Origin of the sequence: Simiduia aestuariiviva (assembly GCF_014192475.1) — a bacterium.
Taxonomy (GTDB): Bacteria; Pseudomonadota; Gammaproteobacteria; order Pseudomonadales; family Cellvibrionaceae; genus Simiduia; species Simiduia aestuariiviva.
In genome coordinates, this window is the sequence record NZ_JACHXZ010000002.1 from 355,191 (window position 1) to 380,867 (window position 25,677).

At 50.1% G+C, this 25,677-nt stretch carries 25 protein-coding genes; 10 read left to right on the forward strand and 15 right to left on the reverse strand.

Features of this window, described 5'->3' with window-relative positions:
• Positions 1 to 12: 12 nt before the first annotated feature.
• Entirely contained in the window at positions 13 to 510 is a 498-nt protein-coding gene (rraA, locus tag FHS30_RS07205) for a ribonuclease E activity regulator RraA (protein ID WP_183909785.1), read from the forward strand.
• A 69-nt stretch (positions 511 to 579) separates the two neighbouring features.
• Here rraA and FHS30_RS07210 read toward each other — a convergent pair whose 3' ends face one another.
• Entirely contained in the window at positions 580 to 2,172 is a 1,593-nt protein-coding gene (locus FHS30_RS07210; RefSeq protein ID WP_183909786.1) for an isocitrate lyase, read from the reverse strand.
• Between the two features lie 244 nt (positions 2,173 to 2,416).
• Here FHS30_RS07210 and FHS30_RS07215 point away from each other — a divergent pair, with 244 nt between their 5' ends.
• Together FHS30_RS07215 and FHS30_RS07220 are read left to right on the forward strand one after the other, a co-directional pair.
• Positions 2,417 to 3,355 (forward strand): LysR substrate-binding domain-containing protein, encoded by a 939-nt coding sequence (locus tag FHS30_RS07215; RefSeq protein ID WP_183909787.1) that lies wholly within the window; start codon positions 2,417 to 2,419, stop codon positions 3,353 to 3,355.
• A gap of 163 nt (positions 3,356 to 3,518) precedes the next feature.
• Complete coding sequence (locus tag FHS30_RS07220) at positions 3,519 to 5,693, forward strand: malate synthase G (protein WP_183909788.1); 2,175 nt, start codon at positions 3,519 to 3,521, stop codon at positions 5,691 to 5,693.
• A 37-nt stretch (positions 5,694 to 5,730) separates the two neighbouring features.
• Here FHS30_RS07220 and FHS30_RS07225 read toward each other — a convergent pair whose 3' ends face one another.
• From FHS30_RS07225 to FHS30_RS07265, 9 genes are all read right to left on the reverse strand, one after another.
• Entirely contained in the window at positions 5,731 to 6,462 is a 732-nt protein-coding gene (locus tag FHS30_RS07225) for a hypothetical protein (protein WP_183909789.1), read from the reverse strand.
• An 88-nt stretch (positions 6,463 to 6,550) separates the two neighbouring features.
• The gene (locus FHS30_RS07230) at positions 6,551 to 7,120 is read right to left on the reverse strand and encodes a DUF7931 domain-containing protein (RefSeq protein WP_183909790.1); all 570 of its coding nucleotides are present in this window, start codon (positions 7,118 to 7,120) and stop codon (positions 6,551 to 6,553) included.
• Between the two features lie 59 nt (positions 7,121 to 7,179).
• Positions 7,180 to 7,614 carry a GNAT family N-acetyltransferase gene (locus FHS30_RS07235; RefSeq protein ID WP_183909791.1) on the reverse strand — a complete coding sequence of 145 codons (435 nt, stop codon included), beginning with the start codon at positions 7,612 to 7,614 and terminating at the stop codon, positions 7,180 to 7,182.
• Complete coding sequence (locus tag FHS30_RS07240; RefSeq protein WP_183909792.1) at positions 7,601 to 8,773, reverse strand: cupin domain-containing protein; 1,173 nt, start codon at positions 8,771 to 8,773, stop codon at positions 7,601 to 7,603. The genes FHS30_RS07235 and FHS30_RS07240 overlap by 14 nt, the downstream gene beginning before the upstream one ends.
• Before the next feature lie 49 nt (positions 8,774 to 8,822).
• Positions 8,823 to 10,187: an adenylosuccinate lyase gene (gene purB / locus FHS30_RS07245; protein WP_183909793.1), complete on the reverse strand. Its 1,365-nt coding sequence runs from the start codon at positions 10,185 to 10,187 to the stop codon at positions 8,823 to 8,825.
• Between the two features lie 82 nt (positions 10,188 to 10,269).
• Positions 10,270 to 10,899: a high frequency lysogenization protein HflD gene (gene hflD, locus FHS30_RS07250; protein ID WP_183909794.1), complete on the reverse strand. Its 630-nt coding sequence runs from the start codon at positions 10,897 to 10,899 to the stop codon at positions 10,270 to 10,272.
• A gap of 12 nt (positions 10,900 to 10,911) precedes the next feature.
• Positions 10,912 to 12,003, reverse strand: a complete 1,092-nt coding sequence (gene mnmA, locus FHS30_RS07255) for a tRNA 2-thiouridine(34) synthase MnmA (RefSeq protein ID WP_183909795.1) — start codon at positions 12,001 to 12,003, stop codon at positions 10,912 to 10,914.
• 30 nt (positions 12,004 to 12,033) lie between these two features.
• Positions 12,034 to 12,483, reverse strand: coding sequence for an NUDIX domain-containing protein (locus FHS30_RS07260; protein ID WP_183909796.1), 450 nt, complete (start codon positions 12,481 to 12,483; stop codon positions 12,034 to 12,036).
• A complete protein-coding gene (locus tag FHS30_RS07265; protein ID WP_343048938.1) occupies positions 12,480 to 13,091 on the reverse strand; it encodes a pseudouridine synthase in 612 nt (203 codons plus the stop codon). Before FHS30_RS07265 ends, FHS30_RS07260 begins: the two co-directional genes overlap by 4 nt.
• Before the next feature lie 216 nt (positions 13,092 to 13,307).
• On the opposite strand from FHS30_RS07265, the gene icd reads away from it, so the two are divergent.
• A complete protein-coding gene (icd, locus tag FHS30_RS07270) occupies positions 13,308 to 14,564 on the forward strand; it encodes an NADP-dependent isocitrate dehydrogenase (protein ID WP_183909798.1) in 1,257 nt (418 codons plus the stop codon).
• A gap of 88 nt (positions 14,565 to 14,652) precedes the next feature.
• Here the strand turns inward: icd and cspD are convergent, their stop codons facing one another.
• Positions 14,653 to 14,919 (reverse strand): cold shock domain-containing protein CspD, encoded by a 267-nt coding sequence (cspD, locus tag FHS30_RS07275; RefSeq protein ID WP_183909799.1) that lies wholly within the window; start codon positions 14,917 to 14,919, stop codon positions 14,653 to 14,655.
• A 277-nt stretch (positions 14,920 to 15,196) separates the two neighbouring features.
• Here cspD and clpS point away from each other — a divergent pair, with 277 nt between their 5' ends.
• Positions 15,197 to 15,580 (forward strand): ATP-dependent Clp protease adapter ClpS, encoded by a 384-nt coding sequence (gene clpS / locus FHS30_RS07280; protein WP_183909800.1) that lies wholly within the window; start codon positions 15,197 to 15,199, stop codon positions 15,578 to 15,580.
• 12 nt (positions 15,581 to 15,592) lie between these two features.
• Positions 15,593 to 17,878 (forward strand): ATP-dependent Clp protease ATP-binding subunit ClpA, encoded by a 2,286-nt coding sequence (gene clpA / locus FHS30_RS07285; protein ID WP_183909801.1) that lies wholly within the window; start codon positions 15,593 to 15,595, stop codon positions 17,876 to 17,878.
• Positions 17,879 to 17,990: 112 nt separating this feature from the next.
• On the opposite strand, the gene infA is transcribed toward clpA, so the two are convergent.
• From infA to trxB, 4 genes are all read right to left on the reverse strand, one after another.
• Positions 17,991 to 18,209 (reverse strand): translation initiation factor IF-1, encoded by a 219-nt coding sequence (gene infA, locus FHS30_RS07290; protein ID WP_015046008.1) that lies wholly within the window; start codon positions 18,207 to 18,209, stop codon positions 17,991 to 17,993.
• Between the two features lie 103 nt (positions 18,210 to 18,312).
• On the reverse strand, positions 18,313 to 19,026 hold the full coding sequence (locus tag FHS30_RS07295) for an arginyltransferase (protein ID WP_183909802.1): 714 nt from the start codon (positions 19,024 to 19,026) through the stop codon (positions 18,313 to 18,315).
• Positions 19,019 to 19,714: a leucyl/phenylalanyl-tRNA--protein transferase gene (aat, locus tag FHS30_RS07300; RefSeq protein ID WP_183909803.1), complete on the reverse strand. Its 696-nt coding sequence runs from the start codon at positions 19,712 to 19,714 to the stop codon at positions 19,019 to 19,021. Before aat ends, FHS30_RS07295 begins: the two co-directional genes overlap by 8 nt.
• Before the next feature lie 53 nt (positions 19,715 to 19,767).
• Positions 19,768 to 20,718, reverse strand: coding sequence for a thioredoxin-disulfide reductase (gene trxB, locus FHS30_RS07305; protein WP_183909804.1), 951 nt, complete (start codon positions 20,716 to 20,718; stop codon positions 19,768 to 19,770).
• Between the two features lie 253 nt (positions 20,719 to 20,971).
• Here trxB and FHS30_RS07310 point away from each other — a divergent pair, with 253 nt between their 5' ends.
• Genes FHS30_RS07310 through crcB form a run of 4 tightly spaced genes read left to right on the forward strand, consistent with a single transcriptional unit; the run spans position 20,972 to position 25,662 of the window.
• A complete protein-coding gene (locus tag FHS30_RS07310; protein WP_183910261.1) occupies positions 20,972 to 23,296 on the forward strand; it encodes a DNA translocase FtsK in 2,325 nt (774 codons plus the stop codon).
• 23 nt (positions 23,297 to 23,319) lie between these two features.
• Positions 23,320 to 23,943, forward strand: a complete 624-nt coding sequence (lolA, locus tag FHS30_RS07315) for an outer membrane lipoprotein periplasmic chaperone LolA (protein WP_183909805.1) — start codon at positions 23,320 to 23,322, stop codon at positions 23,941 to 23,943.
• A complete protein-coding gene (locus tag FHS30_RS07320; protein ID WP_183909806.1) occupies positions 23,936 to 25,291 on the forward strand; it encodes a replication-associated recombination protein A in 1,356 nt (451 codons plus the stop codon). The genes lolA and FHS30_RS07320 overlap by 8 nt, the downstream gene beginning before the upstream one ends.
• A complete protein-coding gene (crcB, locus tag FHS30_RS07325; protein WP_183909807.1) occupies positions 25,288 to 25,662 on the forward strand; it encodes a fluoride efflux transporter CrcB in 375 nt (124 codons plus the stop codon). The genes FHS30_RS07320 and crcB overlap by 4 nt, the downstream gene beginning before the upstream one ends.
• Positions 25,663 to 25,677 lie beyond the last annotated feature (15 nt).

The window sequence follows — 25,677 nt, forward strand, 5'->3', positions numbered from 1 at the left end:
CAGGAGTTCACCATGGTTACCCAGCCACACTTTTCAACACCCGATCTTTGCGATGACTACCCAGACGACGTAGCAATTTTAGAAATCTATTTACACGATTTCGGCGCGATCGAGCGCTTTTCTGGAGTGGCTGCAACCGTTAAATGCTTTGAAGATAATTCCAAAGTAAAGGCTTTGGCGGCGGAGCCGGGGCGGGGGCGGGTTATGGTGGTCGACGGTGGTGGTTCGTTGCGACGTGCGTTATTGGGTGACATGATTGCTGAGCAGGCCGTGCAGAATGGTTGGTCCGGCTTTATTATTTTTGGGTGCATACGAGATGTTGAAGTTATCGCCCGGTTGCCGCTAGGTGTTAAGGCGTTGCAGCCATGTCCCATCAAGACAAATAAACGTGATCTTGGCGATGTTGATGTTCCTGTTCGATTCGGTGGCGTTACCGTATCGCCAGGTGATTATGTCTACGCGGATGCCAATGGCGTTGTGATCTCTCGTCGTGCGCTGGTTGAGTGCTGAGCTGTCGTGTTAATAGACTCTGGAAATAAAAAAGGGTTGCCGTAGCAACCCTTTGTCTGAAGCAATGAACTAGAATTGGTTCATTGTGTTATCTTTTCCAGACGCCTTCAGTGCTGCATCGCCGGAGAAGTATTCTTTATGATCGTCACCCATGTCTGAACCAGCCATGTTCTGGTGTTTAACACAGGCAATACCCTGACGAATTTCCTGGCGCTGCACGCCCTGAACATATGCCAGCATACCTTCTTGGCCAAAGTAGCCTTTTGCCAAATTGTCCGTTGACAGCGCGGCGGTATGGTAGGTTGGCAGAGTGATAAGGTGGTGGAAAATGCCCGCCTCACGCGACGCATCCTTTTGGAAGTTTTGAATCCGACGATCAGCTTCTTGGGCTAGCTCGCTGTTGTCGTAGTCAACACTCATCAGGTTGTTGCGGTCGTATGCGGTTAGATCCTTACCTTCATCGGCCCATGCATCGAAAACTTGTTGACGGAAGCTTAGCGTCCAGTTGAAGGACGGTGAATTGTTGTAAACCAACTTCGCATCAGGCACTGTTTCGCGAATTCGATTAACCATTTTTGCGATTTGTCCAACATGGGGCTTTTCGGTTTCAATCCACAGTAAATCGGCACCGTTTTGCAGCGATGTAATGCAGTCGAGCACTACGCGATCTTCGCCGCTGCCCTGACGGAATTGAAACAAGCCGCTTGCTAGGCGCTTTGGACGCAGTAGTTTGCCGTTGCGGTTGATGACCACGTCACCGTTTTTCATGTCGGCAGTTGATACTTCTTCAGCATCCAAGAAACTGTTGTATAAATCGCCTAGGTCGCCTGGCTCATTGGTCACAGCAATTTGCTTGGTCAGGCCCGCACCGAGGGAGTCGGTTCGAGCAACAATTACGCCGTCTTCTACACCCAACTCTAAAAAGGCGTAGCGAACCGCACGGATTTTAGCGAGGAAGTCGGCGTGCGGGACAGTTACCTTGCCGTCTTGATGTCCACACTGTTTTTCATCGGATACCTGGTTTTCAATTTGAATGCAGCAAGCGCCGGCCTCAATCATCTTCTTGGCAAGTAAATAGGTGGCTTCTTCATTGCCGAAACCCGCGTCTATGTCGGCAATGATTGGCACCACATGGGTCTCGTGGTTGTCAATTTTGCTTTGAATTTCTGCGGCCAGTTTTTGATCATCTTTTGCGCGAGCATCGTCCAGCTGGCGGAACAAGCCGCCTAATTCACGGGCATCCGCTTGGCGCAGGAAGGTGTAGAGCTCTTCAATTAGCGATGCTACTGAAGTCTTTTCGTGCATGGATTGGTCTGGCAGGGGGCCGAACTCACTGCGCAGAGCGGCAACCATCCAGCCAGAAAGGTACAGATAGCGGCGCTTTGTGGTGCCAAGATGTTTCTTGATAGCTATCAACTTCTGCTGACCAATAAATCCATGCCAGCAGCCCAAAGATTGGGTGTATTGCGCGGTATCGGCATCGTAATTAGCCATGTCTTCACGCATGATTGTTGCGGTGTAACGCGCGATATCCAGGCCTGTTTTAAACCGGTTCTGAGCGCGCATGCGGGCGGCGTATTCTGGGTTGATGGCTTCCCACTTGGTGCCTTGCGCGGCGCGCAGGGCTGCAACTGCGTCGATATCTGTATTGTATTGAGACATTGTCTAATCCTTCCCGTGTGTGGGTTAATAATCTCGGTGGTGTCACCTCTTGCAGCAACCGCATTGCAGCAACCGCACCGTTTAGCTTCTTGCGCTTGAGATCAAGTCTAGGATGCTCACCATAATTTGCCTAATTTATACTTGTTATTGCGGTTATCATCAATATGAATTATGGTGTGCGGAAAATGAGGCTGGAGCGCTAAATTGTTGGCGTGCTCCGAGCGAGCTCACAGGGGTAGGATAGGTGAATATTAACCGAGTTGATCTGAATTTACTGGTTTATCTGGATGTCTTGTTGCGTGAGCGCAATGTCACTAAGGCCGCTAACCATCTGGGGTTAAGCCAGCCCGCCATGAGTAATGGTTTACGGCGTTTGCGGGATCTATTTGAGGATCCTTTGTTGGTGCGCACAAGCGAGGGTATGACGCCCACGGAGCGCGCGCTGAGCCTGCAACCCGTCATTCGGGATGTGCTCGCTAACGTCGAAAAAGCGGTGCAGCCTCAAAGCGATTTTGATCCATCTGCGTCTGATCGAGTCTACCGGATAATGGCGAGCGACTACGCTGAAGCCGTTTTATTTCCGCAGGTCTTGACGCGGCTTCGTCAGGAAGCGCCAGGTGTGACCCTCGATATCATGACGCCCTCAGATGTAAGTTTTTTGGATGTTGAGCAGGGCAAGGTGGATATGGTGATCAACCGATTCGACAGCATGCCGCAGTCATTCCACCAAACAACGCTCTGGAAAGACGGTTTTTCTTGTATGTTCAGTGCAGATAACCCCATAAAAGACCGGTTTTCGTTAGAGGCCTACCTACAGGCACAGCACGTATGGGTAAGCAAGACAGGCATGGGCGTTGGCGTTGGCGTCAATCCGCGCGATGTGCAGCGCCTAGGTTGGGTGGATGAGGCCTTAGCAAAACAAGGTAAAAAACGCCGTATCAGCGTATTTACACGGCACTATCAGGCCGCCATGTTATTGGCTGAGCAAAAGGATTTAATTGTTACCATTCCATCTAAAGCCGCGAAGTTGCATGCGGACAATAAGAAAGTTGTTGTGGCGGACCCGCCTTTTGAAGTGCCGCAGTTTGAGCTAAAAATGGCTTGGAGCCCCTTGCTACAGAATAATGCCGCCCATCAGTGGATGCGGCGTCTGATCGTTGATGTGGCCCATAGAAATCATTAGATAAGTCTTGTGAATGGCGAGTATGCACAGTATCAGTTAGATAAATTGGTTGGCCAACTTTAGAATTTGTGCGGTTGTAGTACTTAAGCGCACAGTCGAACCTTTATAGGCGGCCTGGCGACAATAGAGCAGTTTTAACGCGTTTTTGGGGAATTGAGGCGAGATGTCAAAGCATATAGAACAGAATGGATTGAAAATTTCAGAGTCTTTACATCAATTAATTGTCGAGAAGATAGCACCCGGCACCGGTGTTTCCCCAGAGAGCTTTTGGCAGTCTTTATCCGAGATATTGAGGGATCTAGCGCCTCGCAACCGTGAGCTACTGGCCAGACGCGATGAATTACAGCAAAAAATTGATCAGTGGCACACCGAAAATCCTGGCCCGATTCGGGATTTGTCGAGCTACAAGCAATTCCTATTTGATATCGGCTATCTGCAAACACCACCGGCAGATTTTGCCATCACCACCAATAATGTAGACGAGGAGATTGCACTGCAAGCGGGCCCGCAATTGGTTGTGCCGGTAAAGAATGCCCGCTTCGCCCTAAATGCGGCCAATGCCCGCTGGGGCAGCCTGTACGATGCTTTGTATGGCACCAACGCCATTTCTGAGGAGGGCGGCGCCGAGCGGGGGCAGGGTTACAACCCAATTCGGGGTGCAAAAGTAATTGCGTTTGCGAGAGATCATTTAGACCAAGCTGCGCCTCTGGCAGCTGGTAGTCATCATCAGGTTGTACAGTACCAAGTCGTCTTTGGTGAACTGCGCGCGGTATTAGAAGCAGGGACAGAGGTTGCACTGGCGCAGCCAGAAAAATTTGTTGGCTATCGTGGCGAAGAGGCCACACCCTCTGCGATATTGCTAAAAAATAATAATCTTCATATTGAAATCCAAATAGACCGGAAGAGTGCAATCGGCAGCACCGATCCCGCCGGCGTGAATGATTTGTTGGTCGAGGCCGCGGTCACCACGATTATGGATTGCGAGGATTCTGTCGCGGCTGTGGACGCTGAGGATAAAACAGAAGTTTATGCAAATTGGCTGGGCTTAATGAAAGGCGATCTAGAAGAGGTCTTTCACAAAGGTGGCCAAAAAGTTGTCCGAAAATTAGCTGCCGACCGCAGCTACACGTCAGCCAAAGGTGGCGAGCTTACGCTGCATGGGCGAAGCCTGCTGTTTGTCCGCAATGTGGGGCATCTGATGACTACAGACGCGGTGCTAGACGCTGATGGCAACGAAATTCCCGAAGGGATTTTGGACGGGATGGTTACCGCGCTAGCGGCAAAGCACGATGTGCTAAACACAGGTGCTTTGCGTAATTCACGAACGGGCAGTGTCTATATCGTTAAGCCAAAAATGCATGGCCCAGAAGAAGTGGCATTTACATGCGAACTGTTTGAGCGAATTGAGACCGCACTTGGATTGCCAAAGCTCACCCTCAAAGTGGGCATAATGGATGAAGAGCGCCGCACTACCGTGAACCTTAAGGCGTGCATCTATGCCGCGCGAGATCGCGTGGTATTTATTAATACGGGCTTTTTAGATCGTACGGGTGACGAAATTCACACCAGCATGCTGGCAGGGCCTTTCGTACCAAAGGCACAGATGAAGCAACAGGCTTGGATTCAAGCCTATGAAAACGCGAATGTCGATGTTGGTTTGGCGTGTGGTTTAGCCGGTAAAGCCCAGATAGGAAAGGGTATGTGGGCTATGCCGGACGAAATGGCGGCGATGCTCGAGCAAAAATCAGGGCACCCAGAGTCAGGCGCGAATACGGCGTGGGTGCCATCGCCAAATGGTGCGACGCTCCATTCGGTACACTATCATCGAATCAACGTTGCAAGTCGACAGAAGGCGCTTTTAACACGCGCGCCCGCACAGCTCGACGACATTTTGAAGTTGCCCGTGATGGACAACCCCTCTGCATTAACGCCAGAGGATGTTCAAAATGAATTAGACAACAATGTGCAGGGAATTCTCGGCTATGTTGTGCGCTGGATTGATCAAGGCATCGGCTGCTCAAAAGTGCCCGACATAAACAATGTAGGCTTAATGGAAGATCGCGCAACGTTGCGAATTTCCAGCCAGCATATTGCCAATTGGCTGCATCACGGTGTGTGCACTGAGAGCCAAGTACGCGATACGTTCACTCGCATGGCCACTGTCGTGGATAAGCAGAATGATTACGACGCTAACTATCGCCCCATGGCAGACAATCCTGAAAATAATATCGCATTTCAGGCTGCACTTGATCTGGTATTCGAAGGTAAGTCGCAACCCAATGGATACACCGAGCCGCTATTGCACAGTTATCGAAAAAAATTAAAAGCCAGCCACTAAGTAAACGCCCTGAGGGGCGTTTTTTTATGGCATGAATTTAATAGCGGTCAATTTTTACTGAAATATTGAGGGTGTCATTGCGGTCTTCAGTTTGTCTGCGGAGAATGCCTTGCTCGGTAGACGAAAAGCGTCCTTGAGTGCCACCCAGTGCTATCCACTCACCTAAGCGGCCGCTAACCTGTGTGTGTAGCGATTGAGTCTCAATTCGATTGTTGCCTACCGGTTCTTGTTGCTGTTGTGTTATATCCAGAATAACGGTGTTTCCAACTAATCTTGCAACAAAACTGATTCCGCTAGTCACTGGGTGGTATTCGGTGGTGGTGCCCCCGACGACACCATAGCGACTCTGAATCGGAATTTGTTGACCAGTCTGTAAATAAACGGGTTCGCCCTCTTGGGCGCGCAGTTGATAATTGCTGGATTTTTCGCCCCAGCCTGTGGATCGTTTGACACTGACTTGATGGCTGGTCTTAGGTGCAGGCTGCCCGTTAAGCAGAATTTTTTCTCGGGTGATTGTACCGTAACTATTGAATCCCGACTGGCTCTGTTGGCCAATGGAGGCCTGTCGCACGCTCACTAACAATTGAGCGGCAGGCGTATCCAGTTCTTCGATGAGCAGTGCAAGCTCCTGAAAGTTTTCTCGCGTGGTTTTAATAATAATTTTATTGCCGGCAGCAGACAGCGTGCCTTGTTCAACCAAGAGCGGCGCAATGGATGACATGATTGATTCAGGGGTGCGATGTTTTACCGGCAGGGTATAGATGATCATGTTATGACGATTTTCAGCTGCTTGCGTTGAATAACCGAGACCGCAAAATAGACAGCCCATCAGTATTGCTACAACATATCTCATTATCTCAAATACCTAGTCGCTGAATTGACGCAATGGGTTCGCCGTGGTTCCACAAGCTGGCAAATCGATGCTGCAAGTTTTTTACGGTGGGTCGGTCATCTAAATTCACAAAACCGTCAAAAATGTGGTGATCATGCTGTAATAAGACTTTGTCAGTATCACCGAGCATAAATTCGCGTTCGAGTTTGAATATATTTTCGGGGTCAAAATCGAGGGGTAGGGCGCGTATTTTAATTTTATCGGAAAGCCGTTGCTGTAATCGAACTAACGGATGGTCATTACCTTGCAGTGACGCAGCATGGCGTATCAAAATTTGGATGTTCACTCGCGCCGAGGCGCGTGCGCAGCTCGAACAAGCATCTAGAAAAATTGGCGCGGCATAAAAGGCTGGATCTAAATGATTGCTGTAAATGCGCAGTTCGTGTCGAGTCGTTTGGGCCAGCTGGGCGCCAAACGCAATAAAAGCATCAATTTCAGATAGCATGATTAAGGAGGGCGTTGACTCCGCAGGAGCGGCGCCTTTGAGCTCATATTGCTCTTTTTCTTGCTCGCTTACACCGGGGTTGGGGTTCACTCGGTTGCCCTCCGTATAGCGTTGTGTGGTAAGCCGTGCGCAATCACATAGGCGCAGGGTTACAATTCAAGGCGCATAGCTTGATGTGGAATACGGGCCTCATAGAATATTTCACCATAACACACAAACTTAGCCGTTTTGTAAAAGCCAACTGCCGTTTGTTGGGCATGCAAGTAGAGACTAGGCCTGCCCAATGCGCGCTCCGCAGATAAAAGATAGCGTAATAATAGCTGCCCCAAGCCAAGGTTGCGATAGCTCGGCGCCACTGCCATTCGTCCTAACTTGCCATCGAGGTCTACGCGAGCAACCGCTAGCGCGTTGCCTTCATTATCGCTAAGCAGGTAGTGTCTACACGCCTCATCGCGTTTGTCCCACACAATTTCAGAGGCGATCCCCTGTTCGTTGACAAACACCGCTTCTCGCAATACCGAAATGGTCTCTGAATAGTCTGCCCAAGCGCCGTAGCGTAGGGCGAGCGAATTAATTGCTTTCACTGTCACTTTCTACTGGGTCCTCAAACCAAAGTAAATCCAATGCCACCAACTGGCTAATCAGTGCAGCTACGCCTCGCTGGGTTACCAAGGCCTGCCAACCATGAATGCTACGCTGATTGGCGATCATCTGCGCTACAGCTGAGTCACAATCATAGGCCACGCCATTGGCAAATAAAACGTTTCCACGATAGGCAAAACGTGCGTCAGGGGCCTGGAATAGCGGACCTTCATGCTCCTGAAGGTCCGCTGCGGCCTGGCTCAGCGCCTCTTCGTCTGGGACTTCTGGCGCGCCTTGGTCGGGTAGGTATTTGGGTTCTGTCATGTATTTACCGAACCACCTGATGAGCTTTTCGGGCTGGTCTACGTGACTTTTGATAATGGCTTGTAACGTTGTAATGACGTGATCATCAATGTGTCCGGGTGTGGTGCCGGACGCACTATTTTGGTCTACATAGCGCAACTGGGCCGGCAGTTCACTACAGATTTCGGCCACATAATCATCCAGTATCTCAGTATGCGCTGGCGCTCTAAATCCTACTGAATACGTCATGCATTCCCCCTCAGCAATACCCCAGTGAGCAAATTGCGGGGGTACATAAAGCACGTCGCCAGGTTCCAGAACGAACTCTTCGCGGGTGTCAAATTGCTTTAAAATATTGAGGGGGCTTTGTTCAACGCGCTCGCTATTCTCGTCACATTTTTGCCCGAGTTGCCAGCGCCGTCTGCCAAAACCCTGCACTAGAAATACATCGTAATAATCAAAATGGGGCCCGACGCTTGCACCTTCAGGCGCATAACTTACCATTAAGTCGTCGATTCGCCAGTTGGGAATAAAGCGAAATTTGTCGAGCAGGGCAGTGGCCTCGGGCACCCAATGATCTACTGCCTGCACCAGCAATGACCAACCGGAAGGTGGCAGTTGGTTAAAATCATCTTCAGTAAAGGGGCCCGCTCGCAGTTGCCATGGTTTGCCCTGGTCTTGCTCCAACACTATTCGCGACTCTACTTCCTCTTCCATCGCGAGTCCGGCCAGTTCGTCGGGCCCAATGGGATTCTCCCAATCGGGAAAAACGCCCCGTAATACCACGGGCTTCTTTTGCCAGTATTCTTTAAAAAATGCGTTTAACGCTACATCGCCAAGATGTGTCAGAGGGTTCATATATTTCTCGATGACAATGAATAACGGCAGCCTCAGCTGCCGTTATAGTTTATAGATTCTTGGCTTGCTGTTCAGCATTACCAATATAATTGTGAGGCGTTAAAGCGCGAATGGTCGCTTTGGCCGCTTCAGGTATTTCAAGCGTTTCAACGAAATCCATTAGCACTTGCTGGTTTATAGTTTGCCCTCTGGTGAGAGCTTTTAACTTTTCGTATGGCTCTGGCACATCGTAGCGTCGCATTATGGTTTGAATTGGCTCAGCCAAAACTTCCCAGGCATTATCTAAATCTTCAGCTAAACGTGCACGGTTGATTTCAAGCTTACTAATGCCTTTGAGCGTAGAGGCAAAGGCAATTGCGCAGTAGCCAAACCCTACGCCCATATTTCTTAGCACAGTTGAATCCGTAAGATCGCGCTGCCAACGGGAGACCGGAAGTTTAGCGGATAAATGATTAAAAACCGCGTTCGCGATGCCCAGATTCCCCTCGGAGTTTTCAAAATCAATGGGGTTTACTTTGTGCGGCATGGTGGAGGATCCCACCTCGCCGGCAACGGTTTTTTGTTTAAAGTAACCCAGTGAAATATAACCCCAAACATCGCGATCGAAATCGATCACAATAGTATTGAATCGCGCAATAGCATCAAATAGCTCTGCAATGTAATCATGTGGCTCAATTTGCGTGGTGTAGGGGTTAAAGCTTAAGCCCAAGCTTTCCACAAAAGATTTAGCGTTCGCTTCCCAGTCAATTTCAGGGTAGGCCGATAAATGGGCGTTGTAATTACCTACGGCGCCATTTATTTTTCCCAGCAGCTCTACTGATTCAATGGTTTGCACTTGGCGGCGCAAGCGAGCGACAACGTTGGCCATTTCTTTGCCGACTGTCGTTGGCGACGCAGTTTGACCGTGGGTCCGCGAAAGCATGGGGTCGGCGGCAAACTCTTTGGCGAGACTGGCGATTGCCTTGGTAATATCCTGCATTTGAGACAATAGCGTTGTGCGCCCGCGCTGTAACATTAAGCCGTGTGATAAATTATTAATGTCTTCTGACGTACAGGCAAAATGTACAAATTCTTTAATCTTAGCGAGTTCTTCATTATCGCCAAATTGCTCTTTAATAAAGTATTCAACCGCCTTCACGTCGTGATTGGTGGTGGCTTCAATGGCTTTGATGCGCTCAGCATCCTGTACGGAGAAGTTGCTCACAATGGCATCGAGCTGGGCATTGGTCGCATTTGAGAATGGCGCAACTTCAGGAATACCCGTATGGCGGGCAAGTTGCTGGAGCCAGCGGATTTCGACTTCTACGCGACATTTAATCAGGCCAAACTCACTGAATATGGCTCGGTAATCACACGTTTTGCTTCCGTAGCGGCCGTCAATAGGCGATACAGCCGTCAGCGCAGACAATTCCATGGGTTGGCTCCCGGTAAACTAGGTGAAAATTCAGGGCGGGCATAGTACCCGAAAAGGGCGCTAAAGGCAGCTGATTACGGCGTTATTCTGCTGTTTTTTTGCGCAATTCATAGAGCTGGCGCTCGGCGGACTCAAGCAATTTAGCCCGATGTACCAACAGCTGCCAACGAGATCCCCCCATCTGTCGCCAAAGGGTGGCCGACCGAATGCCTGCCAAGAGCAGGCAGCGAATTTGATTGGCGATTCGCGGTTGCTGCAAATAGGTCATTTCACCCATAACCTGAATGCGGAAACTAAAGGTACTCAAGGTATCGGTATATATGGATGCTAGATTGGCCGTCAGATTTTCGTGGTCTGCACCAAAGTGCTCTAGCTGGTGACGGGCTTGAGTGATACGAGAACCAATGGTATCGAGCATAGCCGGGTGCTTGGATAGCTTCTTTTGCAGGTAGAGAAGGCCGTGCACATACCGATCCGCAAAGCTGCCTTTCTTTTTGCCCTTTTGGAGAAACTGAATGAGTGCAGCTAGGCCTGACTCTAACGATCCCTGATAAACATCCTCTGGGTGCTCGGGCTGTTGCACGAATAAGCTGAGAATGAGCGTCTGGAAACTGTCTTTGTGCTTCAAACCTGTGGTCGCGAGCCGTTCCACCTGGCTAGTCGCTTCAAAAATGCCCGCTAATGCGAGGGCTTGTACATCGATTTTATTCATCAATTTGATGGCTTATAGATTAAAACTTGTGTCAATGACGGCGCCGCCTAAGCAGGTATCGTCACTGTAGAATACGACATATTGTCCGGGTGTCACCGCCCGTTGCGGTTTGTCAAAGATCACCTTTAGTGCGCCATCTGACGTACGGGTGACTTCGCAGGCCTGGTCAGGCTGCCGATAGCGGGTTTTCGCCTTGCAGCGCAGTGGCAGGGAAGGTGCCTCATTGATCCAATGAATCTGGCTGGCCAACAGGGCATCTGTGTAGAGTGCGTCGTGATCGGTGCCTTGGGCAACGTGGAGCGTGTTGTTTTCAAGGTCTTTAGCCACAACAAACCACGGCTCTTCAGGGCAGCCCTTGACGCCGCCTATTCCAAGGCCCTGACGTTGCCCCAAGGTGTAGTACATCAGGCCGTGATGCTCTCCGATCACTCGGCCTTCCATGGTTTTCATCGGACCCGGTTGGGCGGGCAGATATTGTTCAAGAAAGTCCTTAAACCGTCGCTCGCCGATAAAGCAAATACCAGTGGAATCTTTTTTATTATGGGTGATGAGGTTGTGCTGTTCGGCTAACTGGCGCACCTGTGGCTTCTCTAGCTCACCCACTGGAAACAGGCTTTTCGCAAACTCCAATTCCCCAACAGCGTGTAGAAAGTAGCTTTGGTCTTTATTTCCGTCGACGCCTTTTTTTAGGTAAGTTCGATTTTCAGCATCGGCGCGGCGAACATAATGGCCCGTGGCAATGAAATCGGCACCCAGCGCCTCCGCATACTCGAGAAATACCTTAAATTTGATTTCACGATTACAGAGTATGTCTGGGTTTGGGGTGCGACCTGCTTGATACTCCTGCAGGAAATGCTCGAACACATTATCCCAATATTCTGCAGCGAAATTAGCGGTATGCAAGGGGATACCTAAGCGTTCACAGACCGCTTGAGCGTCGGCCAGATCTTCTTTTGCGGTGCAGTATTCGGTGCCATCGTCCTCATCCCAGTTCTTCATGAATAGACCTTCCACCTGATAACCCTGCTGGAGCAGCAGTAGGGCCGAGACGGAGGAGTCAACACCACCGGACATGCCGACAATGACTTTCGTTTGGCTATTCATGAGATCACCTTTGTTGCTGGGGCGGCGATTTTACCTGCCAAGACTAACAAGCTCCAGCGGTTGCGCACCCATTGACAGGTATTGGTCTAACACTTCCCCCACGAGTGGACTGCGCCACTGGTCTTTTAGAAGTTCTAGCTCGCCACGGGTAAGCCATAATACCTCCAAAATTTCTGGGTCTAAGCTTACATTAGCGCGTTTGCCCATTGGGCTCGCCACAAAGGTAAAGCGCAGATAAGCGTTGCCATCTGGTGCAGCGAAGGTTGCCGCACTGACGAAGCCAGTGAGGGTGACGTCCCAACCGGTCTCCTCAAGGGTTTCTCGCTTTGCGGCATCGAGCAGACTCTCATTGGCCTCCCAATGACCGGCAGGTTGATTAATCCGTACACCTTGTTCGGTATGTTCTCGGACGAATAGGAACGATGAATTGCGCTCAACAAGGGTAGCCACAGTCACTCTAGGGGACCAAACGGCAGTCATTTGGCACTCCTGGGCCGGCGTTTCCCCTGTTGGGGCACGCGGTGTTTGGTCGTTCGTACCTGAGGTAGGTGAATTTGCTCGGTACGAAATTCGCCAGGTAAGAGCTGGTCAATCCGCCATGGGCCAATGGCCACTCGCACTAAGCGCAGAGTAGGGTGCCCAATAGCGGCAGTCATTCGACGAACTTGGCGGTTTCGGCCTTCTCGAATTTCTAATTCCAGCCAGCTGTCTACAATATTCTTTCGCGATCTGACCGGGGGATTCCTTAGCCAAAGTGGCGGGGCCTCAATCACTTTCACCTTTGCGGGTTTACAGGGCCCATCATTAAGTAACACGCCGCGGCGCAGGGCGTCGAGGGCGCTATCTTCGATTTCTCCTTCTACCTGCACCCAGTAGGTTTTAGGCAGTTTGTGTGCTGGGTCCGCAATCCTATGTTGAAGTTGGCCGTCGTCGGTTAGCAAGACTAAACCTTCCGAGTCATAGTCTAATCGCCCAGCGGGATAAACATCGGGGATGTCCAAAAAATTGGCGAGCGTGGCGCGACCGTCGTCATCAGTAAATTGGCACAAGACGTTAAAAGGTTTGTTAAACAACACTAAGTTAGCCACGGTACCTCTGGAGCCCAGCGAGCGCCTACTGAATTGGAATCGCATGCGCTTTAGCTATTCATTTAAATGATAGGGAGATTAAATTTTTGCGAATAATAGTCGCAACACGGCATGCTATCATGCAAAGCAGTTGGGCCGGCATACATCGCCCAAAACCACGCCAACAATTACTTGCCGCTTCGTACCGGTAGGGCGCAGTCAATAAGGGAGTAAGACATGGGATACCAACACATCCAAGTACCGACCGATGGTGAAAAAATCACTGTAAATGCAGATTTTTCGTTAAATGTACCAGAGCGACCAATTATCCCCTTTATTGAAGGCGATGGTATCGGGATAGACATCACGCCGGTCATGCGCAAGGTGACAGACGCCGCTGTGAGGAAGGCCTATGGCGGTGCGCGCTCGATAGCGTGGATGGAGGTCTATTGTGGTGAAAAGGCCGCAGAAAAGTACACCGGTGATTGGTTCCCTGCAGAAACATTGGATGCCATTCGCGAGTATGTCGTGAGCATTAAAGGGCCTTTGACGACGCCGGTTGGGGGCGGTTTCAGGTCACTCAATGTCGCCTTGCGGCAAGAAATGGATCTCTATGTCTGCCAGCGGCCGGTGCGCTGGTTTAAAGGTGTTCCTTCCCCAGTGAAAGAACCTGGCAAGGTAGATATGGTCATTTTTCGAGAGAATTCTGAGGACATCTACGCCGGCATCGAATGGAAGGCAGGGTCCACCGAAGCGCAAAAAATTGTAGATTTTTTGCAGAAGGAAATGGGGGTTACCAAAATACGATTCCCCGAAAATGTTGGCATTGGCATCAAACCTGTATCCGCTGAAGGCACCAAGCGTTTGGTCCGCAAGGCGATCCAGTACGCGGTAGATCAAGACTTGCCCTCCGTGACTTTGGTGCACAAGGGCAACATTATGAAATTTACCGAGGGTGCATTTTGCGATTGGGGTTACGAGTTGGCGCGCGAAGAGTTTGGCGCAACGCCGCTCGACGGCGGCCCGTGGCACGCGTTCATCAATCCCAAAACAGGTAAGCAAATTGTTATAAAAGATGTCATTGCCGACGCTATGCTCCAGCAAATATTGTTGCGGCCCAGTGAGTATCAGGTGATAGCAACCTTAAACCTCAATGGTGATTACCTCTCCGATGCACTGGCCGCCCAAGTCGGGGGGATTGGTATTGCTCCCGGTGCTAATAGTTCCGACGCGGTCGCGTTATTTGAAGCGACCCATGGCACGGCGCCGAAATATGCCGGCCAAGATAAAGTCAATCCAGGCTCGCTAATTTTATCTGCGGAAATGATGTTGCGGCACATGGGTTGGAAAGAGGCCGCTGATTTGATTATTGCGGGCGTCGAGGGAGCAATTGGTGACAAAACGGTAACGTACGACTTCGAACGATTGATGGATGATGCAAAATTGTTGTCTTGCTCGGAGTTTGGTGAGGCCATTATTGCCAAGATCGGATAAAAAGATGCTTTAGGTGCCACCACGGAGCCCCCTAAAAGAGGGTTCCTTAAGCTTACTGGCTTTAAACCTTAGCTTTAAATCTTGGGGTTTAGGTGGCCACAGCCTGCAGCATTGGCTTGCTCTCCGATGGCGGAGCGGCAGCCTCACTTGCCTCACACGCTTGAATATTGGTCGCGTGGAGGCCTTTATCTCCCTCAACCACATCAAAGCTCACGGTTTGCCCAGCTTTGAGTGTGCGATAACCGTCCATCTGGATCGCTGAATAGTGCGCAAAAAGGTCTTCACCGCCAGCGTCGGGCAGTATAAAACCGTAACCTTTGGCATTGTTGAACCACTTAACTGTACCTGTAGGCATAGGTAAATCCTTCTATCACCCTGATTTGAAACGTGTTTTTATAGTTTTTATAAAAGCACAACCTTCTAAACTGAAGCATGCAAGCCCTTGTGGCGCCTGCGAATAATCCCCATATAAATCAAAGGGGTACTGGGGATGTGGTCAAAAATTAGCTGGATAACACATCTTTTAACCAACTGAGCCGGTCATGTCAAGGGATTCGGGCACTACGGGCAGTATTCTCTAAGAACTTAGGTAAAATGGTGATGTCAAAATTAGCAACTCATAGTGGACCTACATGGGAAATCTTAAATTTCTTCAACTAACATTAAGTAGTCAGGACGACGATAGCGGTGATTATGTCGATCAAGACCGTGGATTAGCCGTACAAGAGGCCGAGCCTACACTTAAGCGGCCGTCCATGTACAAAGTGGTTTTGATGAATGATGACTACACACCTATGGATTTTGTGGTTGAGGTGCTAGAGGGCTTCTTCTCCATGAACCGAGAAAAGGCTGTAAAAGTGATGTTGCAGGTCCACACCCAAGGCAAAGGCGTATGTGGGGTGTTTACCCGAGATATCGCAGAAACGAAGGCTGCTCAGGTTAATCAGTTTGCAAGAGAGAATCAGCACCCACTTTTATGCGAAATAGAAGCTGCTGGTGAAGGTGACGAAGCTTAGAGGTTATTAAAGATGTTAAGCAAAGACTTGGAAGTTACCTTAAATCTGGCTTTTAAAGGAGCCAGAGCGAAGCGCCATGAGTTCATGACGGTTGAACACCTACTGCTCGCATTGCTAGACAATGAATCCGCAGCCACTGTGTTGAGGGCCTGCGGGGCTGACCTGAATAAGCTACGCAAAGAATTGATCGAATTTGTCGATTCGACGACCCCGCTCATACCGGAAAATGATCCTGAGCGAGAAACGCAACCCACCCTAGGGTTTCAGCGTGTGCTACAGCGCGCCGTATTTCATGTCCAGTCCTCAGGTAAAAAAGAGGTTACAGGTGCAAATGTCTTGGTCGCCATCTTTAGCGAACAAGAAAGTCAGGCTGTCTATTATCTCAAGCAACAATCTATTGCGCGAATCGATGTCGTAAATTACATCACCCACGGGATTTCAAAGGTGTCTGGCCACTCAGGTCACACGGCGCCTGAGCAGCAGCCAGATTCTGTTGATGAAGAGGCTGTGAGTGAGTCAGGCGCGCAGCAAAGTCCGCTCGATAGCTTTACCACCAATTTAAACGAATTGGCCGCGGGTGGTAAAATTGATCCGTTGGTAGGGCGCGCAGATGAAGTGGAGCGGGTTGCGCAAGTACTTGCACGCAGACGTAAAAACAATCCGCTTTTAGTTGGCGAGTCGGGCGTTGGCAAGACTGCTATCGCAGAGGGACTGGCAAAGAAAATAGTGGAAGGCGAAGTTCCTGAAACATTATTAGATTCCGTTGTTTATTCTCTTGATCTCGGATCACTATTGGCGGGCACTAAATACCGGGGTGATTTCGAAAAACGTTTTAAGGGCTTGTTAGCGGATCTTCGGAAACAGGACAACGCCATTTTATTTATCGATGAAATTCATACCATTATTGGTGCTGGCGCGGCATCAGGTGGCGTAATGGATGCCTCCAATCTCCTTAAGCCATTATTAACGTCTGGAGAGATGCGGTGTATTGGCTCCACCACATTCCAAGAATATCGCGGAATATTTGAAAAAGATCGCGCCTTGTCTCGCCGCTTCCAAAAAATTGATGTCAATGAGCCATCCATAGACGACACCTATCACATTTTAAAAGGGTTAAAGAGCAGGTTTGAAGAGCATCACGGTCTAAAATACACGGACACAGCACTGCGCGCCGCGGCTGAGTTAGCCGGGAAATATATCAATGACCGCTTTATGCCAGATAAAGCCATTGATGTTATTGATGAAGCCGGTGCGTTCCAGCAATTGCAACCGGCAAATAAACGCAAGAAGCAAATTGGCGTTGCGGACATCGAAGCAATGGTTGCGAAAATTGCACGAATTCCACCAAAAAGCGTATCGAGTAATGATAAAGAGCAGTTGCGAACGCTCGAGGACCAATTGCGCATGGTGGTATTTGGTCAAAACGAAGCCGTTGGGACCATCGCGACATCTATTAAGCTGGCCCGTGCCGGCCTCGGCGCTGGCGAAAAACCCATTGGCTCATTTTTGTTAGCAGGCCCAACGGGCGTGGGCAAAACCGAAATTTGTAGGCAGCTGGCGAAATTGATGGGTATCGAGTTGCTTCGCTTTGACATGTCTGAATATATGGAGCGCCACACCGTATCGCGTTTGATTGGGGCGCCACCTGGCTATGTAGGTTTCGATCAAGGAGGTTTGTTAACTGATGCAGTCACCAAACATCCACACAGTGTCGTGCTTTTGGACGAAATTGAAAAGGCGCACCCTGAAGTCTTTAACTTGTTGTTGCAGGTAATGGATCACGGAACACTCACCGATAATAATGGGCGCAAGGCAGATTTCCGAAATGTTATTTTAGTTATGACAACCAATGCTGGCGCTCAAGTGTTGAGCAAGCGCTCCATGGGCTTTACCGACCAAGACAACAGCACCGACGGCATGGAAGAAATTAAAAAGGCGTTTACGCCTGAATTCCGAAACCGGTTGGATGCAGTTGTTCAGTTTGCACCTCTTACACTCGATGTTATCAAAACCGTCGTCGATAAATTCCTGGTTGAGCTACAGGTGCAGTTGGATGACAAGCATGTGCAGTTAACCGTGACCGAGGCCGCGCGCGATTGGCTTGCAATACATGGCTATGATGAAAAGATGGGGGCTCGACCAATGTCGCGCTTGATTCAAGAAAAAATCAAGAAGCCGTTGGCAGAGATGGTGTTATTTGGTGAGCTGGCTGATGCCGGCGGACAGGTCATCGTCGACGAAGAGGAGGGTGAGTTGGTCGTTGCTACCGAGAACACCAAAGAGCCCGCCATGACTTGATCCCAAATACACCAGACATAAAAAAGGCAGCTTTAGCTGCCTTTTTTTATGTCCTGCAAGTGTCACCTTACAGCCGAATCGTGAGCTTCAACCGGCCAGCGGTCTGGACCGATTAGCGAGCCCGGTAGGTGATGCGACCTTTGCTTAAGTCGTAAGGTGTTAATTCGACTTTAACTTTATCGCCCGTCAGAATACGGATGTAGTTTTTACGCATTTTTCCGGAGATGTGTGCAATGACCACATGACCGTTTTCGAGCTTAACTTTAAAGGTGGTGTTTGGCAGGGTATCTACCACTTCACCTTCCATTTCAATATGATCTTCGCGTGCCATCCGGCAATGTCCTCTTTGATGCATATGTCGGCCGGAAAACTGGCCAAATTCGAGAAGGCGGCAATTGTGCACTAAATCAACTCAGCCGCCAAGGATGACAGCATTAATTTGCCAATAATGTTGCCCAAAAACCGGCTCTTAAGCACTCCAAAGGCTGATATTGGGTTTTGTAGTTCATTTTTTGACACTCTCGAATCCAGTAGCCTAGGTAGAGGTAGGGTAGGTTCAGGCGATAGGTCCACAAAATCTGCTGCAAAATGAACCAGCTACCGAGGCTCCGATTAGTTAAATCTGGGTCGAAGTAGGTGTAAACCGCAGATAATCCATGTTCGAGCTCGTCACAAACAGCGATCCCCACTAAGTGACCATCGAGTCTGGCCTCTAGAAAACGGGTAACACCCCATTCATTAGTGAGAAAGCCACGGTATTGCGCTCTGCTCGGGGGGTACATATCGCCATCGCGGTGGCGCTCAGAGATATATCGCACGTAGAGGTGATAACACTCGTCGGTATCGATATTCTCTACTAGGGAAAGCGTGAGGTCCGCATTGCGTTTGAGCGTACGTCGCTGAGTGCGATTGGGCTTAAATCCTGCGAGCCTAACACGCACTGGCAGGCACGCGTTACAGCTGGCGCATTGGGGGCGATAGACATGCTGTCCTGACCGCCTAAATCCTAGATCCGAAAGCCGGCTGTACAGGTTTGCATCCATCTCGGCTTCAGGGTCGACAAAGACCGTAGTAGCCTCCTGATCCTCCAAATAACTGCAGGGATGGGGATGCGTAGAGAAAAGCTTGAGGTTGATTGAGCTAGACATGCATCAATTCCGGGCGAAAACGCCAATCGGCTGCCGAAGGGCAATCACACCCTTTTAGCATAGCCTCAAACTCGGGCCTATCAAAGAGCTGAGCCCCCATCGACGCGAGGTGATCTGTGTGCATTTGACAGTCAATGGCACGAATACCCCAAAAGTCCGCGTGCTTAGCTAAGGCTATGAGCGCGACTTTCGAGGCATTCGGCTTGGTTGAAAACATGGATTCGCCGAAAAATTGAGACCCAATACACAAGCCATACAACCCGCCCACGAGTGAATCTTGCTCCCAAACTTCAACCGAATGGGCGTAGCCTAACTGGTGCATTACACAGTAAGCAGATTGCATTGACGGCAGAATCCATGTGCCATCCGCCTTTCTAAGATTCGCACATTGCGCAATGACTTCTTCAAAGGCGGTATCAAAGCGAATGGTGAACTGGCCGCGCCTAATGGTTTTACGAAGGCTTCGGGAGAGGTGGATTTTTTCTGGAATCAACACCATTCGAGGCGCTGGTGACCACCAGAGAATCAGCCCTTCCTCGTCAAACCAAGGGAAAATCCCTTGTCGATAGGCGCAGAGCAGCCACTCGGGCGATAGGGACCCGCCTGCGGCTAAAAGGCCATTAGGATCATCTAGGGCGTGTTGCGTAGATGGAAAGTGGGGGATGTCTGAGGATAACCAGGGGATCAAGCGTGCATTCCTTCCAGAAATGGACTCATTACAGCTTAATCCCCATCGTGCAATCAGGCCAAATCGTCTAAATACTTTTCGGCATCTAGCGCCGCCATGCACCCGGAACCTGCAGAGGTGATTGCCTGGCGGTAGATGTGATCAGACACATCACCGGCCGCGAATACGCCTTCAACGGAGGTGTGGGTCGCGGCGCCATTGATGCCCGACTTGACAATGATGTATCCGTCTTTCATTTCCAGTTGGTCTTTGAAAATATCGGTATTAGGTTTATGGCCGATAGCAATAAAGACACCTTGGACATCCAGGTTTTGCGTACTACCGTCGAGAGTGCTCTTCACGCGGATGCCATTGACACCGGAATCATCGCCCAAGACTTCATCCAGGGTGTGGTTCCACATCAGCGTCACGTTGCCATTTTTAGCCTTTTCAAAAAGCTTATCCTGAAGGATCTTTTCTGAGCGGAGTGAATCGCGACGATGAACCAAAATCACTTCCGACGCGATATTTGACAGGTACAATGCCTCTTCAACAGCGGTGTTGCCACCACCAACCACAACCACCTTTTGGTCTCGATAGAAGAAACCATCACAGGTGGCGCAGGCCGAGACGCCACGTCCCATGTACGCCTCTTCGGAAGGTAGACCCAGATACTGGGCGCTCGCGCCAGTGCAGATAATGAGTGAATCGCAGCTGTAGGTGCTAGAACCCTTCAAAATGAAAGGTCGCTGGTTCAAATCTACCGAATCGATGTGATCGAATATTATTTCGGTGTCGAAGCGCTCCGCGTGTTGTTGCATCTGCACCATTAGATCTGGACCCTGAAGGTCGTGTACACCACCAGGCCAATTTTCAACTTCGGTGGTTGTGGTAAGCTGGCCGCCCTGTTGCATACCGGTGATAACAACAGGTTTTAAGTTGGCGCGTGCGGCATAGATTGCCGCAGTGTAACCGGCTGGGCCTGAGCCCAGAATGATGAGGCGATGGTGCTTGATGTCGCTCATAGGGGGTCCTGATTTTCGAAATGAATAAATGTGTTGCTCCCTCAATGGGGGCTAGCTGCCCCAAATTCTAGGGATAGGCATGAAATAGGCAAATTGTATCGTTTAATCTATCGGATAACAGTTAGCTATAGTAGAAATTTATCGCTTTTATTTACTTTAAGAAAAGCGTATAACATGTTGATTATTAAGTTAATAGTACTAGTGGCTGGCGTGGAGCCGTGCACAAAATAGAGCGGGTGACCCTTTGAAATCCATGGAACAAACCCAAACCCCCATTACAACCAAGGTAGTGGGGCGTGCGGTGACAGAAGGTGCGTTAATTGGTCTGCTGGTAGTTTGCGCCTTCCTGACACTGATATTGGCCACCTATGATCCGGTGGATCCAGGCTGGTCCAGCACGGGCCTAAACAGAACAGTCAGTAATGCCGGCGGCCCCTTTGGGGCTTGGCTCGCCGATGTGTGCATGTCTCTGTTTGGGTACATGGCGTACTTGTTTCCCGTGTTAATAGGCTGGCGAGCTTGGTTAATTTTTCGAGATAGAAAGACCCAGCGCGGTATAGACGTATTGCTACTGAGCCTCCGGTTTATGGGGTTAGTGCTGTTGATGATTGGCGGTACCGGCTTAATCGCTCTACACCAAACCGGCGATGCCAACCTACCTTTCTCCGAAGGGGGGCTGCTAGGAGCTTCAGTTTCAGAAGCGCTTGATAAAGCATTTTCCTTTGTAGGTGCCACGCTTATATTGCTAGCCAGCTTACTCTTTGGCTTAACGGTGTTTGCGGATTTAAGCTGGATAAGGCTAATGGACAACATTGGTCGTATCACCTTGCAGTTGACCCGCTGGCTATCGGCGAAATGGTCGAACTACCGTAAACGGCAGCAGGAAAAAGCGCAGGCTCAAGCGTCACAGAAAGCGCGCCGCAAAGCCATTGCTGCACAGGTAGAAAAGCAGGAGCGACGCGAGCCCATTGTTATTGCGCCTCCCGTTAAAAAGAAAGCACCCAGCCCTCGCGTAGAAAAAGAAAAGCAAAAATCATTATTTGTCGACACGACCGTCGACGGTGAACTTCCCAAATTGGGTTTATTAGAGCCCGCTGATGACAATCGAAATAAAGGGTACAGCAAAGAAAACCTTGAGGCACTGTCGAAGCTACTGGAGCTAAAACTGGCTGACTTTGGCATTACTGCAGAGGTGGTGTCCGTTCTGCCCGGGCCTGTGGTTACCCGTTTTGAGATTCAACCGGCACCCGGGGTGAAGGTCTCTCGAATTTCCAACCTCGCTAAGGATTTGGCCCGCTCATTAGCGGTAATCAGTGTGCGAGTTGTTGAAGTCATCCCCGGCAAGTCCGTTGTCGGCATTGAAATTCCCAACGAGCACCGCGCCATGGTGCGGTTGAGTGAAGTCTTGGCATCTGATGTTTACGACCGCGCCAAATCGCCGACCACGCTGGCCTTGGGTCACGATATAGCGGGTGAGCCAATAATCGCCGACCTTGCCAAAATGCCTCATCTACTCGTTGCGGGTACGACCGGCTCGGGCAAGTCCGTGGGTGTCAATGTGATGTTGTTGAGCTTGCTCTACAAATCCACTCCCAAAGAGGTCCGGCTGATTTTGGTCGATCCAAAAATGCTGGAACTGTCCATTTACGACGATATCCCACACTTATTGACGCCGGTGATCACCGACATGAAAGACGCAGCCAATGGCTTGCGGTGGTGTGTCGGTGAAATGGAGCGTAGATATAAGCTCATGGCGGCCTTGGGTGTGCGCAATCTCGCGGGCTTTAATCGAAAGATTGAAGACGCGATTAAAGCCGGCGAACCCATTAAAGATCCCACATGGGTCCCAGATGAAAATTTTGTGGCGGGAGAGGCTGTTGCAGAGGCTCCCGACCTAGAGACACTGCCGGCAATTGTCGTCGTCATCGATGAATTTGCCGATATGATGATGATTGTTGGCAAAAAAGTGGAACAATTGATCGCCCGTATTGCCCAAAAGGCAAGGGCGGCGGGTATTCACTTGATCTTGGCGACTCAGCGCCCGTCTGTGGATGTGATTACCGGGTTGATCAAGGCCAATGTGCCCACACGTATTGCGTTTCAAGTGTCGTCCAAAATTGATTCTAGAACTATTCTGGATCAAGGCGGCGCCGAACAACTATTGGGGCATGGTGACATGTTGTATCTACCCCCAGGCACATCGGTTCCTGTAAGGGTGCACGGTGCTTTTGTGGATGACCACGAAGTTCACGCCGTTGTCGATGATTGGAAAAAGCGCGGCAAGCCAAATTATTTAGATGAAATTGTTGATGAAAGCACCAATAGTATTCCAGTGCCGGGCCTACCCACAGAGGGCGAGGATGGCGACAACAGTGAGTCAGACCCTTTGTATGATGAGGCTCTGGCGTTTGTCACGGAAACACGTAAAGCATCCATTTCATCGGTGCAGCGTAAATTGCGTATTGGCTATAATCGCGCGGCGCGTCTGATCGAAGCTATGGAGGAGGCGGGGGTAGTATCTTCCATGGGCACGAATGGCAACCGCGAGGTTTTAGCGCCGGCACCGCCAAGGCATTAACACCTATTTTTAAGGAACTATCTGTGAAGTTTATAGCGTTGTTGCAAACGTTGGTTTTGAGCCTGGTATGCTCGAGTTCTCTGGCATCGCCGACGCAAGATCTTGCAAAGATACTTACGGAAATGCAATCTGCACAAGGACAATTCGTGCAGACTTTGGCGGATTCGAAGGGCAATCTACTGCAGTCAAGTGAGGGGCGTTTTGCGGTTAAAAAACCGGGCAAATTCCTTTGGCAAACAGAGTCTCCATTTCCCCAGCAGCTCATGAGTGACGGCGAGCTGTTGTGGCTTTACGATCCCGATTTAGAGCAGGCGACAGTCAGCACCATCAATGACAAGGTTTCACAAACACCTGCAGTGTTGCTCAGTGGCGATGGCAATACGATTGAAAACCAATATGTTGTAACGCGGTTGAACTCTAATAGTACCAGTCAGTCGTTTAAACTCGTCAGCCGAGAGCTGCGCGCTGATTTTGCGACTATACAAGCCAGCTTTAACGCGAATCTACTATCGCAGATGCGGTTAACCGATAAATCCGGCAATGTCACCACCTTTAATTTCACGCGTGTTGTTTTAAATCCAACGCTTGATGACGCTGTGTTCCAATTTACACCACCTGCGGGCACTGACATTATCCATAATGACTGATGATCTTTTTACCGATACCCATGTTGGCTATCAACCGTTAGCCGCTAGGCTGCGAGCAAGCAACCTAGACGATTACGTTGGCCAAGAACATTTGTTGGGAGAAGGTAAACCTCTGCGAGAATGTTTAACCAGCGGGCAGGTCCACTCCATGATTCTTTGGGGTCCTCCCGGCGTGGGAAAGACAACGCTGGCGCGGATGCTCGCCTCTCAAGTTGACGCGCATTTTTTCACGCTGTCAGCCGTAATGGCCGGTGTTAAAGATATTCGCCAAGTGGTTGAGCAAGCAAAGCAACTTAGGCTTAACCGCGCTCAAAAATCCCTACTTTTCGTTGATGAGGTCCACCGGTTTAACAAAGGGCAGCAAGACGCCTTCCTGCCCTTTATTGAAGACGGGACATTTATATTTGTCGGCGCAACCACTGAAAACCCAAGTTTTGAGCTCAACAGTGCGCTGTTATCTCGATGCCGAGTTTATGTCCTGCGATCATTAGATAATCACGCATTAATGCAATTGATAGACCGCGCTATATCCGATGAAGATTACGGGCTTGGCCAGCTTGGTTTAGAGTTGAGCGATTCGGTAAAAGCGTCACTTTGTGCAGCCGCAGACGGCGACGCTCGCCGTTTGCTCAACCTCTTGGAGATCGCAGCTGATTTGGCAGAGCCGGTGGAAGGGGGGAATAGCATATCCGATCAAGTTGTCGAAGAAGTTTTGCGCAGTGATGTAAGGCGTTTCGATAAAGGTGGCGACCAATTTTACGACCAGATCTCGGCAATGCACAAAGCGGTACGTGGGTCTAACCCCGATGGTGCCCTTTATTGGTTCGCCCGCATGTTAGACGGTGGCTGTGACCCGCTGTATGTCGCCCGGCGCGTGGTGCGAATGGCAAGCGAAGATGTGGGCAATGCTGATCCAAGAGCACTAGATATTGCACTTTCGGCATGGGATGTTCAGTCGCGGCTAGGGCACCCAGAAGGTGCGCTTGCTATCGCACAGGCGCTTGCCTATCTCGCGGCGGCGCCCAAAAGTAATGCTGTCTACAAGGCCTTTAACAAAGTGATGGCAGATGTGAAATCTGACCCTAGCTTTGATGTGCCCATCCACCTGCGCAATGCGCCTACCCAACTAATGGCGGATCAGGGAAACGGTGCTGATTATCGGTATGCTCACGACGAGCCCGATGCCTACGCGGCCGGCGAAAGTTATTTGCCGCAGGCCATAGCCGCGCGACGTTACTACCAGCCGGTACCGAGAGGACTGGAGATCAAGATCGGCGAAAAGCTTGAGCGGCTGCAAAAACTTGATGCGAGCAGTCCGCAAAGGCGCTGGCCGATGGTGGATTTATGATTTGGCTAGCCATTGCACTGGGTGGGGGATTGGGTGCTATGGCACGCTATGGCGCGAATTTATGGCTATACCCCTTATTTGAACAGCGCTTTCCCTTACCCACACTCTGTATCAACGTCTTGGGGTCTGCCCTGATGGGTGTGGCTTATGTCTGGCTGATCGAGCGCGGTACTGATCACCCAGTGCTAAGGCATCTACTGATGACGGGCTTTTTGGGGGCATTTACCACTTTTTCGGCGTTTTCATTAGATGCGTTTGCGCTTATGCGCAATGGCGCTTCGCTTACAGCCATTGCCTATGTACTCCTCAGTGTGACCAGCTGTATCATTGCCGTTTCTCTAGCTATTAAAATCACCAGCGAATACCTGTAATACGAGACCCCATTC